Source organism: Parafrankia irregularis (assembly GCF_001536285.1).
Taxonomy (GTDB): Bacteria; Actinomycetota; Actinomycetes; order Frankiales; family Frankiaceae; genus Parafrankia; species Parafrankia irregularis.
Genome location: NZ_FAOZ01000007.1, coordinates 174,609 through 195,640, shown reverse-complemented (window position 1 = coordinate 195,640; position 21,032 = coordinate 174,609). Strand labels below are relative to the sequence as shown.

Genomic DNA, 21,032 nt, shown 5'->3' with positions numbered 1-21,032 from the left:
GTCTCACGGGCTCACAGCCTCACGAGGTCCGAAAGTTACATTCTCGCGAAGTGGAAATCAACCGCCGACCTGCGGAGAACCTAGGACGCGAGGCTGCTCGCGACGATCTGCGGCAGGTCCACCGAGGTGCGGATCCCGGGCGTCGCAGCGCACACGATCGGCACCGCGTTGACCGCCCGGTTGGCGGTGTAGGCCGGTGAGATCGCCGCCATCTGCTCCAGCGGGAACGGGAACCGCAGCGCGATGTCGAGCGGGGCGTCGCCCTCGAGGTCGATGTGCCAACCGGTGTCACGCAGGTCCCAGGCCGGTTCGAGGTCACGGGTGCAGTACCAGTTCGCCCGGAAGCTCAGGACCTCGCGGCCGTCGCGGATCCCGGCGACCGTCAGCCGCTGGGCCGCCACCGTCCCTGGCTCCAGGGTCCCCGCGGCGATGTGCACCGGGCGCGGCGAGGTGGCGACCTCACCGGACGCCTCCAGTGTGTCGATCCTGATCCCGAGGGTCTCGGCGATCAGCAGCAGCGAGGGCCCGAAGCTGATCCGGCCGTGGGTCAGCCGCGCCTCGTCCACCGCCGCCGGTGGCCGCCCGAAGCCCATGACGTCGAACAGCAGGCCCGGGGAGTCCCGCCGGGACAGGTCCGCGAACTCCTGGATGGCGAGCCGGTCCAGGCGGCGCTGGATCGACGACAGCACCAGCGGCACGGCCTCGGTGATGAAGCCCGGGCTGCTGCCGGTGCTGTGCACCGACGTGCCGCCCTGCTCACAGGCCGCCTCCACCTGCCGGCGGACCTCGGGATCCATGCCGGCCGGCCGGTGGAACTCCCCGCGGGTCGTCACGATGTTCGCGCCCGAGGCGAGGATGCGGCACACCTCGCCGGCGTCGAAGTACCGCGGCATGTACAGGACGCAGTCCGCGCCCAGCGCCAGGATCTGCTCGACGTCACCCGTCGCGACGACGCCGGTCGCACCCACGCCGCACAGGTCCCCGGCATCGCGGCCGACCTTCTCGGCGCCGTGGACGAAGACGCCGGCAAGCTCCAGCTCCGGATGCGCGATCACCTCGCGCAGCGCGTAGGTGCCGATGTTCCCGGTGGCCCACTGAACGACGCGCAACTGCCCCACGTGTGTCTTCCCCTCGTCGGGATCGGATCATCGCGTTCGGAACATCTGTGTGGATCAACCGTGTGGATCACCAAGTGAGCGATCAGCTCGTCAGCGATCAGCTCGCGCGGACGGTCACACACAGACCGGCGGCGACCACGGGCGACCAGCGGCGACCCGCGCAGGGCTCGCCCGCCGAGTGCGACGGGCCTGCCAGTGGCGGGCGGAAATCCACCGGATTCACAGGACCGATGTGCTGCGCGCCACAGCCTAGGCGGATCTTGACGCGGCCGTCAATATTGAGCCTTCCGCGGTGACTCGGCAGCCCGGTGGCCCGGCAGCCGGTTGGGCGAGTCGCAAGCGTGAAGCGTTTTCGTCGTTCCTACGACCAGAATCCTTCCTTCTTGCGGGTTGCCGGGTGCTCAGCCGCCCCTTTTACCCCTCTTGAGGGGATTTGGTGCCGCCATGCGGCGGTGCGGGATCCCCGCCGGCTACCGATCCTTGTCCGCCGACTACCGATCTTGATGGGCGCCATTCTTACGACAGGCTCCCCTCCCGCACGACAGGCTCCCTCCTGGAGGAACGCATGCTGCTCAACGGAACGTCGGCCCTGGTCACCGGCGGGGCGTCCGGCCTGGGCCTCGGCACCGCGCGGGTGCTGCTGGACCGTGGCGCGGCCGTCACGATCGTCGACCTGGCGACCTCGCCCGGCCTGGACGTCGCCGCCGAGCTCGGCGCGCGCTTCGTGGCCGCGGACATCACCGACCCCGACCAGTTCGACGCGGCGCTCGACGCCGCCGCGGCCGACGGCCCGCTGCGCGGGGTTGTGCACTGCGCCGGGCGCGGTGGTGACCGGCTGCGGGTGCTGGACCGGGCGGGCAACCCCGGCGCGCTCGACAGCTACGCCGAGATCATCAGGATCAACCTGGTGGGCACGTACAACGTGGTGCGTCTGGCCGCGGCGCGGATGGCCCGCAACGCCGAGCTCCTCGACGGCGACCGCGGCGCGATCGTGCTGACCGCGTCGGTCGCCGCCTTCGAGGGCCAGATCGGCCAGACCGCCTACGCGAGCGCGAAGGCCGGGGTGCGCGGCCTGACCATCGTCGCCGCCCGGGATCTCGCCAGCTGGGCGATCCGGGTGAACACGATCGCGCCGGGCGTGTTCGAGACCCCGATGCTCGGCCGGCTGCGCGACGACATCCGCGACGGTCTGGCCGCCGGCGTTCCGCACCCGAAGCGCCTGGGCACGCCGGCCGACTTCGGCCGCCTCGCCGCCGACCTGCTGGAGAACGGCTACCTCAACGGTGAGGTGATCCGGCTCGACGGAGGGCTGCGGATGGCGCCCCGCTGACCTCCCCCGGGCGTGGCTGGCCTCTGCGGCTGTGACATGAGAGTGTCATCACAGATGTGGCGGTCAGGTTCGATTCGGGTGAGCGGCACCGGGGCCAGGGCGTCAGCCGGCGCTGCGCCGATGCTGCCGGCCGGCCTCCCGGTACCGATCCCCGGTCGGCGGACCTGGCCGGATGCTCCTTTTCACGATCAAGAACCGAGTCTGCCCGCCGCCACGCCCGCAGCCACCGGAGACGCTGGACTGCGACACGCGACGCTGGTATCGACGTCGATGTTAAATTTTTCCCAGGTGGCCGGACCCCCGGCCTTCCCATACGCAGGAGGACGGTCGTGACCTCGGTGATGCAGGGCGTCCGGATTCTCGAGGTCGCCGAGCACACATTCGTTCCCGCGGCCTCGGCCCTGCTCGCCGACCTCGGTGCCGACGTCATCAAGATCGAGCACGTCGAGCGCGGCGACGCCATGCGGGCCCTGGCCTCCTCGGGCATCGCGGTCGTCCCCAAGGACGTCCACGTCCTGCTCGAGCACTCCAACCGCGGCAAGCGCAGCCTCGGCCTCGACCTCACCTCCGAGGCGGGCCGCGACATCCTGTACCGCATCGCCGCGACGGCGGACGTCTTCCTCACCAACAAGCTGCCGAGCGTGCGCACCAAGCTGCACATCGACGTGGACGAGATCCGCGTCCACAACCCGAAGATCATCTACGTGCGGGGCACCGGCCAGGGCGAGCACGGCCCGGAGGCCGACCGCGGCTCGTACGACTCGCTGGCGTTCTGGGCCCGCTCCGGCGTCGCGACCGGCATCATGCAGCCCGAGTACGGCCACGTGCCCGTCCCGCCGGCACCCGGCTTCGGTGACTCCATCGGCGCGATGACGATCGCCGGCGGCATCATGGGCGCGCTGTTCCACCGGGAGCGCACCGGTGAGGCCTCGACCGTGGACGTCTCCCTGCTCGGCACGGCGATGTGGTCGATGGGGCAGGCCATGGCGCTGTCGCTGCTGCTCGGCGTCCCGTGGACCCCGCCGCCGGCCGACCAGCAGCGGATGAACCCGCTCACCGGCAACTACCGCACCTCGGACGGGCGCTGGGTCGCCCTGACCTGCCTGCAGGCCGGCCGGTACTGGGCGCCCATGTGCGACGTCATCGAGCGCCCGGAGCTCGCCACCGATCCCCGTTTCGCCGACCACGCGAGCCTGATGACGAACAGCGCCGAGGCGATCGCGATCCTGACCGAGACGTTCGCGGCACGGCCGCTGGCCGAGTGGCGGGTGCGGCTGGAGAACTTCGTCGGCCAGTGGACCATCGTCCAGGACACCCTCGAGGCCGCCGTGGACGTCCAGACGGTCGCCAACGGCTACGTCCAGGAATGCACGACCGCGGCCGGGGTCCCCTTCCAGCTCACGACCGTGCCGGTGCAGTACGACGACAAGCCGGCCGCGCCGAAGCGGGCGCCGCTGTTCAACGAGCACGGCGACGAGATCCTCGCCGAACTGGGCCTGGACACCGAAGCGGTGCTGGACCTCAAGATCCGCGGCGTCGTCGCGTAGCACTCACCTCAACGAAGAGCAGGAGAACAAGACATGACGTTGTTTGACGCCTTCCGGTTCGACGGCAAGCGGGTCGTGGTCGTCGGTGGCGCGACGGGCATGGGCGCCGCCACCGCCGAGCTGGCGCTGTCCGCCGGCGCGGAGGTCGTGGTCCTCGACTACGCCCCCGTGAAGCTGGAGGGCGTGCAGGCCATCCAGGTCAACCTCGCCGAGGCCGCCTCCATCGACGCCGCCCTGGCGCAGATCGACGGCCCGATCCACGCGCTGGTCTCGGCCGCCGGTGTCGCCGACGGCACCCCGGGCATCGAGCGGATCAACTTCATCGGTCACCGCTACCTGATCGACAAGGTGATCGCCTCCGGGCAGCTGGGCGCCGGCTCCGCGATCGGCTTCATCTCCTCGGCCGCGGGCCTGGGCTGGGAGGCCAACCTCGAGTCGCTGAAGGAGTTCATCGCCATCACCGACTTCGACGAGGCCACCAAGTGGGCCGTCGAGAACAACAAGGCCGACTACATGAACACCAAGCAGGCGGTCTGCGCGTACGTCGCCACCCAGGCGATGCCCCTGCTCAAGAAGGGCATCCGCATCAACGCGATCTGCCCGGGCCCGACCGACACCCCGCTGGCCCAGGAGAACAAGGAGATGTGGCTGGGCTTCGGCGCCGACTACCGGGCCGAGGTCGGCATCGAGGCCGCGACCTCGCTGGAGCAGGCCTACCCGCTGCTGTTCCTGGTCAGCTCCGGTGCCTCCGCGATCAACGGCATCACGCTGGTGACCGACGCCGGCTACTTCTCCGCCGGTCTCACCGAGGTCTACCCGGCCGCGACGCCGATCGTGAAGTTCCTCTCCGGCCGCTTCTAGTAGTTTGGCCGTAGCCGGTCAGTACTGAGCCTTTTCCATCGTCGACACGGACTCGTGACATACCTGACCGTGGACCGTGCGATGGAAAAGGCCCAACGTCTGCCTCAGTACGTGCTCTCCTCGAAACATGTCCTCCTCGAAACGGATCGGATGACGACGACAAGCAGTGACGGCCGGCGCCAGGACGGCCACATTCTGCGCGAGCTGGGATTCGAAACAAGCCGGGTCGGAGACGAGATTCACGGGTCCGCGGCGGTCGTCCCGGAAATGTTCGTGCCCGGAACGTCCAGTGTCCGGGCGTCGATTCTGGCGACCTGGACCGATGTCGTCGCGGGTTACCTGGTGCTGGAGTTCCTGGCGCCGCGGGTGCCGGTCACGCTCGATCTCGACATCCACGTCCACGAGCCACTGCGGGAGCTCGAACGGATCAGCGCGGTCGGCCGGCTGGTGAAGAAGGGCCGCTCGGTGGCGGTCATCGACGTCGACCTGACCGGGTCGGACGGGCGCAGCCTCGCCGTCGGCGTGGCGTCGTTCATGGCGGCGCCGGACCCGTCCGTGCTCATGCCGCCGGAGCTCACCGACGCGATGGACCTGCCGGTGGCCCTGCCCCACCAGCGGCTGAGCGTTCCCTTCGCCCGCCGGGCCCGGTGCGAGGTCCCCCGTCCCGGGGTCGCGCGGCTGCCCCGCTCCGAGGACGCGCTCAACGCGGCCCAGACGGTCAACGGCGGGCTCATCGCGCTGGCCGTCGAGGAGGCCGCGCTCTCCCTCTCCCCCGGTGCCACACTCTCCCTGCTGGCGCTGCGCTATCTGCGGCCGGTCCGCATCGGGCCCGCCGTGGCCACCGCCACCGCGCAGGCAGGCCTGGGACGGGTGGAGGTGCGCGACGCCGGCGACGGCGACAGGCTGTCCGTGTACGCCACCACCCGGACGTTTCCGGCACAGCCGCCCGGCTGACCCACCCGGGCCACCCGAGCCGCGCTGGCCACCCGAGAGCCGCCCTGGCCACCGGACCGCCCGACCCGCCCGGATCGCTCGACCCACCCGGACCGCCAAGCCAGCGACACCGACCTAGGAGCTCCCGATGCGCCCGCTTCCCGAGATCACCCCCGCCACCGAGTGGTTCTGGAAGTCGGGGGCCGACGGGAAGCTACGTATCCAGGGCTGCGACGACTGCGGCCAGCTCGTGCACCCCCCCGTCCCCATCTGCCCACGGTGCCGCAGCCGCGCCCACACCCCCACCGAGGTCTCCGGGCGGGCGACGGTCGTCGGGTTCACCGTGAACGTGCAGCCGTGGACGCCCGCGATCATGCCGCCCTACGTGGTCGCGAACGTGGCGCTGGTGGAGGACGCGAGCGTCCGGCTGACCACGAACATCACCGGGTGCGAGCCGGCGGACGTGCACATCGGGCAGGAGGTCGCCGTCCGCTTCGAGCAGCACGAGGACGTCTGGCTGGCGATGTTCGAGCCGACCGGCGGCACGGACCCGACCGACCGGGTCGGCGAGCCCGACCTGCCCGCCCCCCGCGCGCCGCTGAGCGACCACCGCTTCGAGCACCGCGCGGTGCTCTCCGGCATCGGCCGGTCGCGGATCGGGCGCCGGCTGATGGTCGACCCGCTCGAGCTGACGATCGACGCCTGCCTGAAGGCGGTCGCCGACGCGGGCCTGACCCTCGACGACATCGACGGCCTTTCCACCTACCCCGGCGCGACCGGCATGGGCATGAGCGAAGGCGGGGTGACCGCCGTCGAGGAGGCGCTGCGGCTGCACCCGACCTGGACGAACGGCGGCGGCGACCTGCCCGGCCCGGGAGGTTCCGTCATCGCCGCGATGCTGGCGGTCGCCTCGGGCCTGTGCCGGCATGTGCTGTGCTTCCGGACGGTGTGGGAGTCGACCTACCGGACCCTGGGCCTGGGCATGGGCGGCGGGGGCGGCCGGCACTCGAACGCGACCACCCTGTGGCGCGCCCCGTTCGGGGCGATGTCCGCGGCGAACTGGATCGCCATGAACGCCAACCAGTACTTCCACCGCTACGGCGCCGACCGGGAGATGCTCGCCGCGATCGCCCTCAACGGCCGGGCCGGCGCGGCGCTCAACCCGAACGCGATCTACCGCGACCCGCTGACCCTCGACGACTACATGTCGGCGCGGATGGTCACGACCCCGTTCGGCCTCTACGACTGTGACGTGCCATGCGACGCGTCCATCGCCGTCGTCGTCTCCGACGCCTCCGTCGCCGGGGACCTGCCGAAGCCGGCGATCCGGGTCGAGGCCGTCGGCACGCAGATCCTCGAGCGGGTCTCCTGGGAGCAGGGTGTCATCACCCACGAGCCGCAGGTGCTCGGCCAGGCCGCCCACCTGTGGACGAGGACCGACCTGCGCCCGTCGGACGTCGACCTGGCGCTGGTCTACGACGGCTTCACCTTCAACGCGATCTCCTGGATCGAGGGCCTCGGCTTCTGCGGCTTCGGTGAGGCGCAGGACTGGCTCGACAAGGGCCGGCGGATCGCGATCGACGGCGAGCTCCCGCTCAACCCGCACGGCGGCCAGCTTTCCGAGGGCCGCACCCACGGCTACGGCTTCTTCTACGAGGCGGTCACCCAGCTGCGCCATGAAGCCGGTGAGCGCCAGGTGGCGAATGCCCGGACGGCGGTGGTCACCTCCGGTGGCGGCACACCGTCCGGTGTGTTGCTGCTGCAGCGTGACGGTTCCTGAAAACCAGCCCGAGAGTGGTGCTTCGAATGCCGGCCGGCGGCATGGAATGCGTGAGGATTGCCGGCTCGTTGCCGCATCTTGTCGCGCCTTGCCGCAGCCGGATCACCCCGTCGGCCCACCCAATCAGCGCCGCCCATTCTGTGTCATAGTGGTGTCATGAGCGAGGAAATCAGCTGGAGTCCCTACGACAAAGTGCTTCATCTGGCGCCCTACGACGTGTGGCGTCGCCTTCGCGATGAGGCACCGGTCTACCGAAACGACGATCTGGATTTCTTCGCGTTGTCGCGGCACGCCGACGTCGAGGCCGCCAGCCGGGAGCCGCTGCTCTACAGCTCCGCCTACGGCACGGTCCTGGAGATCATGGGCTCGGAGCCGCTGGGCACCGGCCACATGATCTTCATTGACCCGCCGAAGCACACCGAGCTGCGCGCGCTGGTCTCCCGGGCCTTCACGCCGCGGCGGATCTCCGCTCTGGAGACGTCCATCCGGCAGCTGTGCGCCGAGATGCTCGACCCGCAGATCGGCGGCGACGGCTTCGACTACGTGCAGGACTTCGCGGCCCAGCTGCCGTCCAAGGTCATCTCCGAGCTGCTCGGTGTCGACCCCGCCGACCGCGAGGACATCCGCAAGCTGATCGACCAGACCTTCCACCAGGAGGAAGGTCAGGGCATGGTCAACGACATCTCGTTCGCCGCCCAGATCAAGATCCACGAGTACCTGACCAACATGCTCGACGAGCGCCGCAAGAACCCGCGCGACGACATGATGACCAGCCTGGTCCAGGCGGAGATCGTCAACGAGAACGGCACCCGGCGGCTGACCAACCAGGAGTGCGCCGACTTCACGAACCTGCTCGTCAGCGCGGGCACCGAGACCGTCGCCCGGCTGCTCGGCTGGGCCGGCTCCGTCCTGGCCGAGCACCCGGACCAGCGGGCCGAGCTCGCGGCCGACTCGTCGCTGCTCGGCGGCGCGATCGAGGAGCTGCTGCGCTACGAGTCGCCGTCCCCCGTCCAGGCCCGGATGCTCACCGAGGACGTCGAGCTGCACGGCGTGCAGATGCCGGCGAAGTCCAGGGTCCTGCTGATCACCGGCTCGGCCGGGCGCGACGAGCGCAAGTACCCCGACGCCGACAAGTTCGACATCCACCGCAAGTTCGACAGCCATGTCTCCTTCGGCCTCGGGACGCACTACTGCCTGGGCGCCTCGCTGGCCCGTCTCGAAGGGCGGATCGGCCTGGAGGAGACGCTCAAGCGCTTTCCGGAGTGGAACGTCGACCGCGAGAAGTCGGTGCGCTCACACACCAGCACCGTCCGGGGCTACGAGCAGCTCCACTTCGTCCTCGGCTGACCTCTCCCCCCGGGCCCGCGGACCCGGCCGGCTTCGACATCCCACGAAGCCGGCCGATCGTCCCCCGCTCGCCGAGCACCCCGCTCGCCGAGCACCCCGCTCGCCGAGCACCCCGCTCGCCGAGCACCATGCTCGCCGCCGACCGGGTCGCGGCCAGCACTGATCGGGCGGCAGCCGCAGCGGTGGCGGGAGCGGGTGTAGGCGATACGGACCGCACACGCCACTGTGCTCGACCAGCGGCAGCGGGCCGAGACGCCCACCCGAAGTGCCGCCTCGGCTTCTCATGCCCAGCCGCTCACCCCCGTGGAGCACCCCATCAGGGGTGCACGCACTGCGCCGCGTGGAAACGGCCGCGGTCGGCGCGGGCGGTCACGCTTCCGGAACCCGCGTCGCCGTGTCGTGTCGGTGGCCGCCAAGCCCGGTCGCGTCGGGGTGGCGCGCCGCGGCCCGACCGTCCGATCATGCGGAACGCCCTGATGTTCTGACGGCGCCTACGGCGTCCACAACGTGACGTCAGACGGGGCGGCGCGGCCTGCGGGCGGAGGGGGCGGGTTTTCCTCGGCGGCTGACGCCGAGGCGCGCGCCGGATTCCCGGTTCGGCCGTTCGGCGCGCAGGTTGAGGGGCTGGCCGGCGATGCGGGTACGGCTCAACGCCTGCCGGGTTTCCTTGGTCAGGTCGCTGGGAAGTTCGACGAGGCTGTAGTCGACCCGGATGTCGATCCGCCCGAAGTCCGCCCGGTCCAGGCCGCCCTCGTTGGCGAGCGCCCCGACGATCTGGCCCGGGGTGACCCGCTGGCGATGCCCGACCCCGATCCGGTAGGTGGCATAGACCCTCCGCGGCCCGCTCGCGCCGCGGGCGGGCCTCTCGCGGGCAGGCGGGGCGGTGTCCGGCGGGAGGAGGAACTCTCCCTGATCATGGCGGGTCATCACGGCCAGCGCCGCGGCGATGTCGGCGAGCGGAACGTCGTGCTCGTGGGTGTAGCCAAGGACCAGGTCCCTGAACACGGCGTGGGCTGGCGCGTCGAGCGCGGCGGTGATCGCGTCGTGGAACTTCGCGACCCGCTGGGCGTTCACATTCTCCGCGGTGGGCAGTTCCATCTCGGCGAGCGGCTGGCGGGTCGCCTTCTCGATCGCGGCGAGCAGGCCCTTTTCCCTGGGGGTGACGAGCAGCAGCGCCTCACCGCTGCGGCCGGCGCGGCCGGTACGGCCGATGCGGTGGACGTACGACTCCGGGTCGGTGGGAATGTCGTAGTTGACGACGTGGGTGATCCGTTCGACGTCGAGGCCGCGGGCGGCGACGTCCGTGGCGACGAGCAGGTCGAGAGTGCCGTCGCGGAGCTGGGCGATGAGCTTCTCTCGCTGCGGCTGGCTGAGGTCGCCGTTGATCGCCTCGGTGGCGAACCCGCGGCTGCGCAGCCGCTCGGCGACGTCCTCGGTTGCCGACTTCGTCCGCACGAAAATGATCATCGCTTCGAACGGCTCGACTTCGAGGACCCGGGTGAGCGCGTCCATCTTGCGCGGCCCGGCGACGGTCAGGAACCGCTGCCGGGTGTTCGCGGCCGTGACGGTCCGCGCCCTTACCGTGATCTCAACCGGGTCGCGCAGGTACTGCCGGGAGATGCGGCGGATCGGCGCGGGCATCGTCGCGGAGAACAGCGCGACCTGTTTGGCGTCGGGGGTGTCGGCGAGGATCCGGTCGACCTCCTCCTGGAAGCCCATCCGGAGCATCTCGTCGGCCTCATCGAGGACCAGCGTGCGCAGGCCGCCCAGATTGAGCGTCCCGCGTTCCAGGTGGTCGATAACCCGCCCGGGAGTGCCGACGATGACCTGCGCGCCGCGGCGGATCCCGGCCAGCTGGGGAGCGTACGCCTGCCCTCCGTAGACGGGCAGCACATGCAGGCCGGTGAGGTGGTGGGAATACCGGCCGAACGCCTCGGCGACCTGCAGGACCAGTTCCCGGGTCGGGGCGAGCACAAGCGCCTGGGTGGAGGTGCTGCGCACGTCGATCCGGGACAGGATCGGGAGAGCGAACGCGGCGGTCTTGCCGGTCCCGGTCTGGGCGAGGCCGACGACGTCACGGCCCGCGAGCAGGGCGGGGATCGTGCCGACCTGAATCGGCGACGGCACCTCGTAGCCGAGTTCGGTGAGGGCTCGCAGCACTGCGGTGCCAAGCCCGAGATCTTGGAACGTCTGCTGGTCTTCGGACTCGGTCACACCTGAGAATACGGTCGCGCGGCAGCCCGGTGAAACCGGCACCCAGGTGGCCGGGGCCGCCCCCGCGCACCACCCGGCCGGTAAGGCACATGGCGCTGTTGCAGTACGCGGAAGCCGGGCACGCAGCGGGCCGAGGTGGCTGTCGAGCGCAGCCGTTTCAGCTCTGGCCACCACGTCACGTGATGTGATGGCTGAAGCACCACGTGTCCGGTTGAGCGCCAGGGGTAGCCCGCTAAGGAAGGTGACGAGATAACTACTCCCGGCAAGGGGTTCGAGTATGGCACGCATAACGATCAACGGGATAACCCTGGACCCGGTCACCGAGGCAGCCGGGCTGCGATCGGTCATCCCTGATCCCGAGGACGTCGCGGACACCAAGTACGTCCTGGTGCAGACCCGCCGGCCGGTGGCGGAGCAGGAACGGGCGCGGCTCACCGACCTCGGCGTGAAGATCCAACAGTACGTGCCGGAGAACACCTACAAGTGCCGGTACGAGCCCGACGACCTGGGACCGGTGCTCGCCGAACCGTATGTGGCGTGGGCGGGCAGGTACCTGCCCGACTTCAAGCTCCCGGCGACGTTGCGTCCCACCGGCACGGCGGTGACGGCGAGCGTGGTGCCGAGCGGTGACCGCCGCTCACCGTCCCGCAAGCCCCGCGAGGTGGACGTCGTCCTGCACGAGGACGTCGACCCGCGTGCCGACCAGGTGCTTGAGCGCATCGGCGCGGCCGCTCGGCTCGACCTGTCAGAGGTCCGTCCGGGCCGGCACAAGGTACGCCTCACCGTCGAGGAGGGGCGGCTGCCGGACCTCGCCGACCTCGACGAGATCCACCACCTCGAGCCGGTTCCGGCCCGACAGCTGCGCAACGAGGTCGCCCGCACCATCCTGCGCACCGACGCCGGCCCTCGTCCCGGCCGTTACCAGGGGGCCGACCAGGTGATCGCCGTGGCGGACACCGGGTTCGACCTCGGGACGACCAGCGACGTCCATCCGGCATTCAGCGGCCGGGTCAAGGCACTGCACCCGCTCGGCCGTCGCCGCGCGGACGACCCCGACGGGCACGGCACCCACGTCGCCGGGTCGGTGCTCGGCGACGGTCCGTTCGCGGGCGCCACCGGCCCTGCCCCGAACGGCTCCGGCCGGGTCCGCGGCACCGCGCCCAAGGCCACCCTGGTGCTGCAGTCGTTGCTCGACGCCCAAGGCGGACTCGGCGGCATCCCCGATGACCTGCACGACCTGTTCGAGCCGCCCTACGAGGACGACGGCGCCCGGGTCCACACCAACTCCTGGGGAGCGGTCGTGCCCGGCCTCCCCTACGACTCGAGCGCGTTCGAGATCGACGACACCGTCTGGAACCGACCGGACCTCGCGATCTGCTTCGCCGCCGGTAACGACGGGACCGACAGGAACGCCGACGGCACGGTGGACCGCAGTTCGATCGGCTCCGAGTCCGCGGCCAAGAACGCGATCGTCGTCGGCGCGAGCGAGAGCGACCGGCCCGAGTTCCGACCGACCTACGGGGCGTACTGGCCGACGCAGTTCCCGGCCGCGCCGATCACCACCGACCGGCAGGCCAACCGTCCGGCGGGCATGGCGGCGTTCAGCAGCCGCGGTCCGACCCGCGAGCGGCGCATCAGGCCCGATGTGGTCGCCCCCGGCACCTGCATCCTGTCGACACGGTCACGCGCCGTCGTCAACCCACCGACCGATTTCGGGACCTCGGCCGACGACCGGTACTTCTTCCTCTCGGGAACGAGCATGGCCACCCCGCTGGTCGCCGGGACGGTGGCCACGCTGCGCGAGGCTCTCGTCGACAACGGCTTCCCCAGGCCGAGCGCGGCGCTGCTCAAGGCAGTCCTGCTCAACGGCGCCACCGAGCTGGCCGGCCAGTACACCCCGACCGAGGTGGGGCCATCGCCGAACAACAACGCCGGATTCGGCCGGGTCGACTTCGCCGGTTCGATGGCATCCGTCCAGCCCGAGTCGGCCGCCACCGGTGGCGCCGTCGAGGGCGGACCGCTCCGGCAGGGCGAGACGAACTCCGCACGGCTCGACGTTCCCGCCGGATCCACCCTGAAGATCACATTGGTGTGGACCGACCCGCCGGGTGAGGCGTTGCAGAACGATCTCGATCTGATCGTCCGGAGTGCGGACGGCCATGAGCGGCACGGCAACATGGGGACCTCCACCGAGTTCGACCGGGTCAACAACGTCGAGCAGGTGGTCTGGCCGGACGTCCCCGCCGGTGGCGTCGAGGTCGCCGTCACCGCGTTCCGGATCACCACGGACGCCCAGCCGTACGCCTACGCCTGGCGAGCCTCCTGAACCGGGACACCTCGTCGGCCTGGCGGGTCCCGACGGGAGAGCTGCCAGGAAATGGAGACCCTCCGAGCCCCCGCCCGCTCCACTGATACCGGCGACGGTGCAGCATGATGGCACCGATTCGGGCACGGCGAGACCCGGCTGGTCAGGCGGACGTGAGCTCCGCCTGGGCGACGAGGCGCTCGCTACGTCGCTTTCCCCACTCGCCCAGCGGGCGGAGGGCTTCGTTGAGGGACACCCCATGCTCGGTGAGGGAGTACTCGACCCGGGGTGGGACCTCGCGATACACCTCGCGATGGACCAGGCCGTCCTCCTCCATCTCGCGCAGGTGCTGAATAAGCATTTTCTCGCTGACGCCGGGAAGGCCGCGCCGCAGCTCTCCGAACCGCCGGGTTCCGTGGTTGTTCAGTTCCCAGAGGATCAGGGACTTCCACTTCCCCGACACCACGTCCATACCGGCGTCGATGCCGCAGACGTATGGACCGCGCCTCGCGTTCGTCACCATCAGTTCCTCCACCTCACCCCAGCTGGACACTTACTTCCAGGTAAGTATTGGACAGAATAGTAGGTACTTGCCGGTGAGAAAGGTCAGCGGGGAAGCTCGGGACGACACGCCAGCCAGACCACCATGCGAGGCAAGGGACATTCCATGACGACCCCCATGACCTTCCTGGGCCTGGGCGCGATGGGCAGCGCGCTCGCCGCCGCCGCCCTCGCCGCCGGCCGACCATCCGTGGTGTGGAACCGCACACCGGACAGAGCACGGGCACTCGGCGAGCATGGCGCCACCGTCGCCAGGACCGTCAACGAGGCGATCACCGGCGGAGGGCCGATCATCGTCTGCCTGCTCGACCATCAGTCGGTGCACGCCGTGATCGATCCGGTCGCCGCCAGCCTGAGCGGACGAGTCCTGATCAATCTGACGACGACAACACCGAACCAGGCCCGCGAGCTCGCGGTCTGGGCGGTGGAGCATGGCATCACCTACCTGGACGGCGCGATCATGGCTGTGCCCAGGATGATCGGCCAGCCGGGCGCGGCGATCCTCTACAGCGGCAGCCAGGCCGCCTTCGAAGAAAACCGGGAGCTGCTCGGCCTGTGGGGGCACAGCGACTACTTCGGGACCGATCCCGGTATGGCCTCGCTCAACGACATGGCGATGCTCGTCGGCATGTACACGATGTTCGCCGGCTTCCTGCAGGGCGCGGCGATGGTCGGTGCGGAAGGTGTGTCGGCAACCGAGTTCGCCCGACGGCAGACACCTTTCCTCGCCGCCATGACCGGTCAGCTCCCCGCTCTCGCCGCCACGGTGGACGCCGAGGACTACGCCGGGGCGGGCCAGCAGAGCCTCGAGTTCACCGAAGCCGCACTGGCCGCGCTGGTGACGGCCAGCGTCGAAACAGGGGTCAACGCCGACGTGCTGCGGCCCGTCCACGACATCGTGCGCCGGCAGATCACCGCCGGGTACGGCAGACAGGGCACAGCCCGCATCTTCGAAGAGCTCAGGACGTCCCGTAACGGCCGGCGGTGATCCATACGGCCAGCGGAACCAGGAAGACAATCGCACAGATGGTCATGCCGCCGATGTCGGCGGTGGCGAAGACGGGGAGGTAGACGCCGATGTTGTCCCCCGTAGGACTGGTGGACTTCGCGTGACGCGGTGGTTGTGGTGCTTATCCGTCCCTGCCGTGTTCGGACGTGCGTCGAGCGGTCGACCGTAGGTGGTGGAGGGTGAAACGGGCCGACGCGGTGAACAGAGTCACCGCGCGGAGGACGACCGGGTCCACGCGTGCCAGCGGGCGGGTCCACCGCACCGCGACGAAGCCGAGCAGACCGCCTTCGTCCGGCATGGGCACAACCAGCGCGGAGCCGATTTCCAGTTGGCGCGCCCGATCGGACGGGATGAGCGGTGTGTCGGAGGGGTCAGCGATGAAGATCGGGGCCCGCAACTGGGACAACGCGCTCAGCGCGGCCTCGTCGTCGGGACCGGCCCGGGCCCCCACCCGGGTCAGCGGCTCGGTGCCCGGGGACACCGACGTGCCGGCCGCATCGAACACCGTTGCGTACGGCATTTTCGCCAGCATCACCGCGACGGCGTCCGCGCCGGCGAGGGAGCGGACGACATCGGCCGTCAGACGTGCCGCGGAAGGGAGGTCGTCGGGGTGCCAGAACTGGTCGAGTCGTTCGAGCGCGTCGGCGACATCGGTGTTCATCAGCCGTTCCCTGCGGGCGTCGCACAGGAGCATCGTCTGGGCCGCGAGGTGGTGCAGGGAGCGGCGCTGCCCGGGTGCGAGCTGGCGGGGCATCCGGTCGGAGACACACAGGGCACCGAGGGCGTGTCCTTCGGGTGTTCGCAGCGGCATCCCGGCGAAGAAACGCAGTGGGACGTTCGGATCAGCGCGGACCGCGTGCGCGAAGCGCATGTCCCGCGTCGCGTCGACGACCTCCAGGTACTCGCCGGACCAGACCGCGTGGGATGCGACGCCCACCCGGCCGGTGAAACCGGTGATCTTCAGGCCGTGCCAGGATTTGAACCACTCCCGATCGGTGTCCACGAACGCGATATGGGCGTAGGAGCAGTCGGTGAGCTCGGCGGCCAAGGCGGTGATCAGGTCGAACTCGGGCTCCGCGGGGGTGTCCAGGAGTCGGTGGCTGCGCAGCGCGGCCAAGCGGTCGTTCTCGCCGGCAGGCACGGGCGCGATGAGCCCACCTCGGGTCCAGCGGTCCTTGCCCTGCTGGGTGACCACAGCATCCGCCGGCCGCCCGTTGTCGTCATCCGCCGGCCTCCCGTTGTCGTCCTTCGTCGCCGCGGCCTGCCGGGCGTGCTCGGTGTCCTTTCCCGCCGGCTGCCCGGTGATCGGATGGCCCGGCGGCCCGGGTGGCGCCGCCACCGAGGCGGCGGACACGGCGCGGTGGTGGGTGTCGCGCCGCGTCGTATCGGTGAGCAGCGGTGTGAGGTCCTGCGCCGGCAGCGGGGGCGAGAACGCGAATCCCTGGAGGAGGTCGCACCCAAGCTCGGTCAGGATCCGTTCGCTGGGCTCGTCCTCGATGCCCTCACCGACAACGCGCACCCCGAGTCGGTGGCCCAGGTCGACGACGGACCGCACGATCGCGACGTCCGGCAGGCTGCCTTGGGCGTCTGCGACGAAAGACCTGTCGATCTTGATCTCGTCGAAGGTCAGAGCCTTGAGGATCTCCATCGAGTTGTAGCCGGTCCCGAAGTCGTCCATCGACAGCTTCACGCCGGAGACCCGCAGCTCGCTGAGCATCGCGGCGGCCCGGGCCGGCTGGGAGACGAGCGCGTTCTCGGTGATCTCGAGGGTGAGGATATCGGGGGGAAGGGCGTAGGCCGCCAGCCGTTCGGCGACGACCTGCGGGAGCTCGTCAACCACCAGCAACCGGGGCGACAGGTTCGCCGAGACGGCCACCGGTATCCCCTCCGCTCGCCAGCGCGCGCACTGGCGCAGCGCCTCATCCAGCTCCCACCAGGTCAGCTCGACAATCAGGGAGGAACGTTCGGCCATCGGCAGGAACGACCCGGGTGGCAGCAGCCCACGGGTGGGATGCCGCCAGCGCATCAGCGCCTCGACGCCGACGGTCCGTCCGGTCGTCGCATCCCGCATCGGCTGGTAGTGCAGCTCCAACTCGTCCCGTTCGATCGCGGACCGTAGCTGCGCGTGCAGTTCGAGTTCCCACGGCTTCACCGCGGCCATCCCGGTCGTCCACACCCCGACCCGCTCGCCGCAGCGCCTGGCATCGGCGAGTGCCGCATCGGCGCACCGGAGCAGGTCGATGATCCGGTTCCCGCAGGACGGCGCCCCGGCGAGACCCGCCGTAGCCTCCACCTCAACATCCACCCCGTTGATCCGCAGGCGTCCGTCGACCTGCCGCAGGATTGCGCGACCGAAGTCGGCGAGCGCGAGATCCGCCGTCCTCGGTGGACTTTCCCCGTCGCCCGCCACGGCCGCTCCAGGTATCAGCAGGGCGAACGTGTCGCCGCCGAGGCGGGCGATGAGCCTCGGGGCTGGCCTCACCGGGCAGAGGCAGTCGGCGAACCTCCTCAGCACCTCGTCGCCCGCCTCGTAACCCAAAGCGGTGTTGATCTCCTTGAAATGGTCGACGTCGACGACCATCAGCACGGCCTGGCGCCCGGTCGCGACGATGCCGGCAACAAGCGGATCACCAGTCCGCATCAGTCCCGCGCGGCTCGCCAAAGCTGTCAGGCGATCAACGAGAGAACGGTCCCCTGCCCAGTAGAGGGACATGTGGGTCAGGAACGCGGCCGCCAGGACCCCCATGCCACAGCCCGCAGCCGCGAGGGGGAACTCCGTGAACCACCCATGCAGGCTGAACGCGCCGAGCGCGACAGCCACCACGACGGCCGCGTGCACCCCGACGGCAGCGATCCGGGACCACACGAGACCCACCTGGCTGCCGACCCACGGGAACCAGAACAGCAGCGTCAGCGCAAGCTCGGCGGACTCGGCCGCGGCCAACGCGGCCGTCACCGCCGCTACGGTCACCGAGGAGGCGACCAGGGCCAGCGGACGCAGGTGCGCCGTCGCGACGACGGACATCGCCGCGACGGTCGCCACCCCGAGCCCAGCCCCCACCGCGACAGACAGGTCCAGGTGGCCCGGCGAGCCGGGAACAAACACCAGAAGCAGGAGAAAGACGGAGCCAAGGAGGGGCGGCGCCATGAAGAACCCGCGGTCGCCGACGGCCCTGGAACGACGCTGCCCACCCCCGCCCTTCGGGACGCCCTGGCCAGGCCGCTGGACCTCCGGCGGCAGATCGCCATGGATACGGGCACGGAGGCGGCCCCCCGCGCCCAGGCGCGCGCTCGTCCACAGCCAGGCCATGCCTCTGCGGTACCCGCCGACGAGCCGTTGGAGCGTGTGAGGTGCCAGAAGTCGGGCCCGGGCCCGTGAGCTGCGCTGATGCCCCGGCGTGGCTGTCAGCATGATGGTGCGGTATGTCCGTACGCCTGCTCTGGCCGAGTTCCGGAGACACCAGGCTCCCGCGCCACTGACGGCGCCGTTCCCGGGATTGCCGCGTGTGGGCACATGAGGGCGGGTAGTTACCTTGCCGGGAGGGGAGTTGGTGTCACGTCGGCATGTCTGTCTGGGGCCGCAGAGTGAGGTGCCCGAGCCGAGCGCGGCCGTCGTCGATCTACTCGGCCTGCTGCAGCGACGAACCGGCATGGACCTGGCCTGGCTCGGCCGGTTCGACGGGCAGTTGCTGGTCCTGCAGACGATGAGCGGGAACCCGCGCCCCTTCGGCCTGTCACCCGGCTGCAGTGTGCGGTACGAGGAGGTGCTGTTCGGGCAGGTCCGGAACGCGTCGTTTCCTCCGCTGATCCCGGACACCCGCCGCGACCCCCGCACCGAGTCGTCGGCCTCGGTCCGCGAGCTGGGTGTCGGTGCCTACGCAGCGATGCCGGTCCTCGACGCATCCGGCCGGCTCTACGGCCTGCTCGGCTGCCTGAACCGACACCCCCGGCCGTCACTCGGCGAGCGGGACGGCCGCCTGCTGTGGCTGCTGGCGGAGTTCCTGACGGGATACGTCAGCGACCTGCGCGAGATGTGGGAGGCCCGCAGTCGTACCTGGAGCCGAATCCAGAACATGATCGACGAAGGCGATTTCACCATCGCCTACCAGCCCATCGTGGACCTGAGGACCGGGCGGCCCGTCGCGCTCGAAGCGCTGACCCGGCTCGAGAACTCCCCCGGCCCCGGACCCCTGTTCACCGACGCCGCGGACGTCGGCCTCGGCCCGGAACTGGAACTCGCCGCGATCCGCAGAGCACTGACCGCCCTACCGGAGCTGCCGGGCGGTGTCCGCCTCGCGGTGAACGCCTCCCCCTCGACCCTTCTCAACGGACTGGTCGGCGTCCTGCTCGAGTCCGGGGCACCGGAACGACTCGCCGTCGAGATCACCGAGAACGAGTACCTCGCCGACGACCATGATCTGCTTGCCTCGATCAGGACCCTGCGCGACCACGACATCCGCATCGTCGTCGACGACATGGGAACCTGCTTCGCCGGGCTTCAACTCGTGCTGCGCCTGCGCCCCGACGTGATCAAAATCGACCGCTTCATCGTCCGAGGGATGCCCACGGATCCCGCCCACCAGGCCGTCGCCGCGGGCGTCACCACCATCGCGCAGGCAATTGGATCCCGCGTCGTCGCAGAAGGCATCGAGACCACAGCCGAACTCGCCGCGGCCCGCGACGCCTCCCTCGACTACGGGCAGGGATTCCTCCTCGCAACCCCCACCCCGAACCTCCGCACCGCCTGCGCCCCGACCACCCCGCGCCCCAGCACCGCCATGCACCGGCCACCACCTCACTGACGCCTCGACTGGAATACCAACGAGGCGGACCCTTTGGCCGTCAGCTGGTGCTCGCTCTCACCCTCGCGACCAGGCGTTCCATGGCGACGAGCGCGATGTCGTCGCTGAGCGAACCGTCCGTCCACTCGATGAGTGCGTCGACCAGCCGAGCGGTTCCCTCGGGCAGCCGGGCGTCGGTGAAGGCGTTCTGCACGGCTGGGATGACCGGGAAGAACTCCCGTGTGCGAGGGTTGCGGGCCTCGACCAGGCCATCGGTGTAGAAGAGCACCTGGTCGGACTGGAAAAGGAGGAAGGGGGCTGCCCTGGGTGCGACACCGAGCCCGAGTGGTGGCTGCCGGTTCGGGACGCCGAGCGCCGTCACCCTCCCCGCCCGGACCAGCAGTGGGTCGGGATGGCCGGCGTTGAGCAGGAGCATCCGCCCGGCATGGTCGACCTGGGCGACGACCGCGGTGACGAAGTCCTCGCCGTTCCCGCGGCCAAGCCTGGCGACCTCGCTGTCGAGTGCCGCGACCAGCTCCGCGGGGTCCTCAAGCCGCCCGGCCAGGGCCCGGAAACAGCCCAGGACCCGGTTGGCGAGCCGGACCGCGTCAAGGCCCTTGCCCCGCACGTCCCCGACCAGCAGCCGCACCCCCCACCAGGTGTCCAGCACCTCATAGAGGTCTCCGCCGACAGCGGCTTCCACCGCCGCGCTGCGATACATCGCTGTGAACCGCAGGCCGTCGACGACCGCCGGCACCGGGTTCAGGATGGCACGCCGCGCGGCCTCGGCCACCTGGACGAGCGCGGTCATCCGGCGCTCCCGAGCCTGGCGGACCACACTCGCGGCCACGGCGATCCCGCCACCGAGGGCGACACCGACAAGCCGGACCACCATCGCGGTCTGGTTCTCTTCCGATGGCGGTCCCACGATCTGGTCCCAGATCGATACCGCACCCGCCCCGGCAAACGCCGCCATGGCATAGATACCGGTCAACCGCGGACCGACGATGCTCGCCGCCAGCAGGGGAGCTATGACGACGAGCGCGATGACGACGAAACCGGGACCGCCAGCCACGTCGATCACACAGACCGCCACGATGATGACAAGCGGGAGCAGCGCCGCTGCCCGTGAACGGATTCGCCCGAGGGTCACACCAGACCTGGTACCCCTATCGGAAGGATGCGAGCGCACCCCCGCCGATGAGCGCCTTCACCGCTCACCGCAGCAGCCTCGCTGAGGCGGCAA

General features: G+C 70.3%; 14 protein-coding genes. 9 read left to right on the top strand and 5 right to left on the bottom strand.

The features are described 5' to 3' along the window. Nucleotides 1-80: 80 nt before the first annotated feature. Nucleotides 81-1,118, bottom strand: coding sequence for an NAD(P)H-dependent amine dehydrogenase family protein (locus AWX74_RS13805; protein WP_091276236.1), 1,038 nt, complete (start codon nt 1,116-1,118; stop codon nt 81-83). Nucleotides 1,119-1,683: 565 nt separating this feature from the next. On the opposite strand from AWX74_RS13805, the gene AWX74_RS13800 reads away from it, so the two are divergent. The 6 genes from AWX74_RS13800 (at nt 1,684) to AWX74_RS13775 (ending at nt 8,916) form a co-directional block, all read left to right on the top strand. Then, nucleotides 1,684-2,448, top strand: coding sequence for an SDR family NAD(P)-dependent oxidoreductase (locus tag AWX74_RS13800; protein ID WP_091276232.1), 765 nt, complete (start codon nt 1,684-1,686; stop codon nt 2,446-2,448). 329 nt (nt 2,449-2,777) lie between these two features. Next, on the top strand, nt 2,778-3,995 hold the full coding sequence (locus AWX74_RS13795) for a CaiB/BaiF CoA transferase family protein (protein ID WP_091276225.1): 1,218 nt from the start codon (nt 2,778-2,780) through the stop codon (nt 3,993-3,995). A gap of 33 nt (nt 3,996-4,028) precedes the next feature. Beyond that, a complete protein-coding gene (locus AWX74_RS13790; protein ID WP_091276221.1) occupies nt 4,029-4,856 on the top strand; it encodes an SDR family oxidoreductase in 828 nt (275 codons plus the stop codon). Nucleotides 4,857-5,006: 150 nt separating this feature from the next. Next, a complete protein-coding gene (locus AWX74_RS13785) occupies nt 5,007-5,810 on the top strand; it encodes a PaaI family thioesterase (protein WP_091276849.1) in 804 nt (267 codons plus the stop codon). Between the two features lie 127 nt (nt 5,811-5,937). Continuing rightward, on the top strand, nt 5,938-7,569 hold the full coding sequence (locus AWX74_RS13780; RefSeq protein ID WP_091276217.1) for a thiolase C-terminal domain-containing protein: 1,632 nt from the start codon (nt 5,938-5,940) through the stop codon (nt 7,567-7,569). 156 nt (nt 7,570-7,725) lie between these two features. Beyond that, nucleotides 7,726-8,916, top strand: coding sequence for a cytochrome P450 (locus tag AWX74_RS13775; protein WP_091276213.1), 1,191 nt, complete (start codon nt 7,726-7,728; stop codon nt 8,914-8,916). Nucleotides 8,917-9,429: 513 nt separating this feature from the next. Here the strand turns inward: AWX74_RS13775 and AWX74_RS13770 are convergent. After that, nucleotides 9,430-11,130, bottom strand: a complete 1,701-nt coding sequence (locus AWX74_RS13770; protein WP_091276210.1) for a DEAD/DEAH box helicase — start codon at nt 11,128-11,130, stop codon at nt 9,430-9,432. A gap of 277 nt (nt 11,131-11,407) precedes the next feature. Between AWX74_RS13770 and AWX74_RS13765 the strand changes: the two genes are divergently transcribed. After that, nucleotides 11,408-13,456, top strand: coding sequence for a S8 family serine peptidase (locus AWX74_RS13765; protein ID WP_091276207.1), 2,049 nt, complete (start codon nt 11,408-11,410; stop codon nt 13,454-13,456). Nucleotides 13,457-13,598: 142 nt separating this feature from the next. On the opposite strand, the gene AWX74_RS13760 is transcribed toward AWX74_RS13765, so the two are convergent. After that, the gene (locus tag AWX74_RS13760) at nt 13,599-13,958 is read right to left on the bottom strand and encodes a winged helix-turn-helix transcriptional regulator (protein WP_091276846.1); all 360 of its coding nucleotides are present in this window, start codon (nt 13,956-13,958) and stop codon (nt 13,599-13,601) included. A 144-nt stretch (nt 13,959-14,102) separates the two neighbouring features. Here AWX74_RS13760 and AWX74_RS13755 point away from each other — a divergent pair, with 144 nt between their 5' ends. Further along, nucleotides 14,103-14,984, top strand: coding sequence for an NAD(P)-dependent oxidoreductase (locus AWX74_RS13755; RefSeq protein WP_091276203.1), 882 nt, complete (start codon nt 14,103-14,105; stop codon nt 14,982-14,984). A gap of 142 nt (nt 14,985-15,126) precedes the next feature. On the opposite strand, the gene AWX74_RS13745 is transcribed toward AWX74_RS13755, so the two are convergent. Continuing rightward, nucleotides 15,127-18,153, bottom strand: coding sequence for an EAL domain-containing protein (locus AWX74_RS13745; RefSeq protein WP_242666220.1), 3,027 nt, complete (start codon nt 18,151-18,153; stop codon nt 15,127-15,129). Between the two features lie 442 nt (nt 18,154-18,595). On the opposite strand from AWX74_RS13745, the gene AWX74_RS13740 reads away from it, so the two are divergent. Beyond that, the gene (locus AWX74_RS13740; RefSeq protein WP_242666219.1) at nt 18,596-19,807 is read left to right on the top strand and encodes a sensor domain-containing phosphodiesterase; all 1,212 of its coding nucleotides are present in this window, start codon (nt 18,596-18,598) and stop codon (nt 19,805-19,807) included. 40 nt (nt 19,808-19,847) lie between these two features. Here the strand turns inward: AWX74_RS13740 and AWX74_RS13735 are convergent, their stop codons facing one another. Continuing rightward, on the bottom strand, nt 19,848-20,939 hold the full coding sequence (locus tag AWX74_RS13735; RefSeq protein WP_091276196.1) for a PP2C family protein-serine/threonine phosphatase: 1,092 nt from the start codon (nt 20,937-20,939) through the stop codon (nt 19,848-19,850). Between the last annotated feature and the right edge of the window lie 93 nt (nt 20,940-21,032).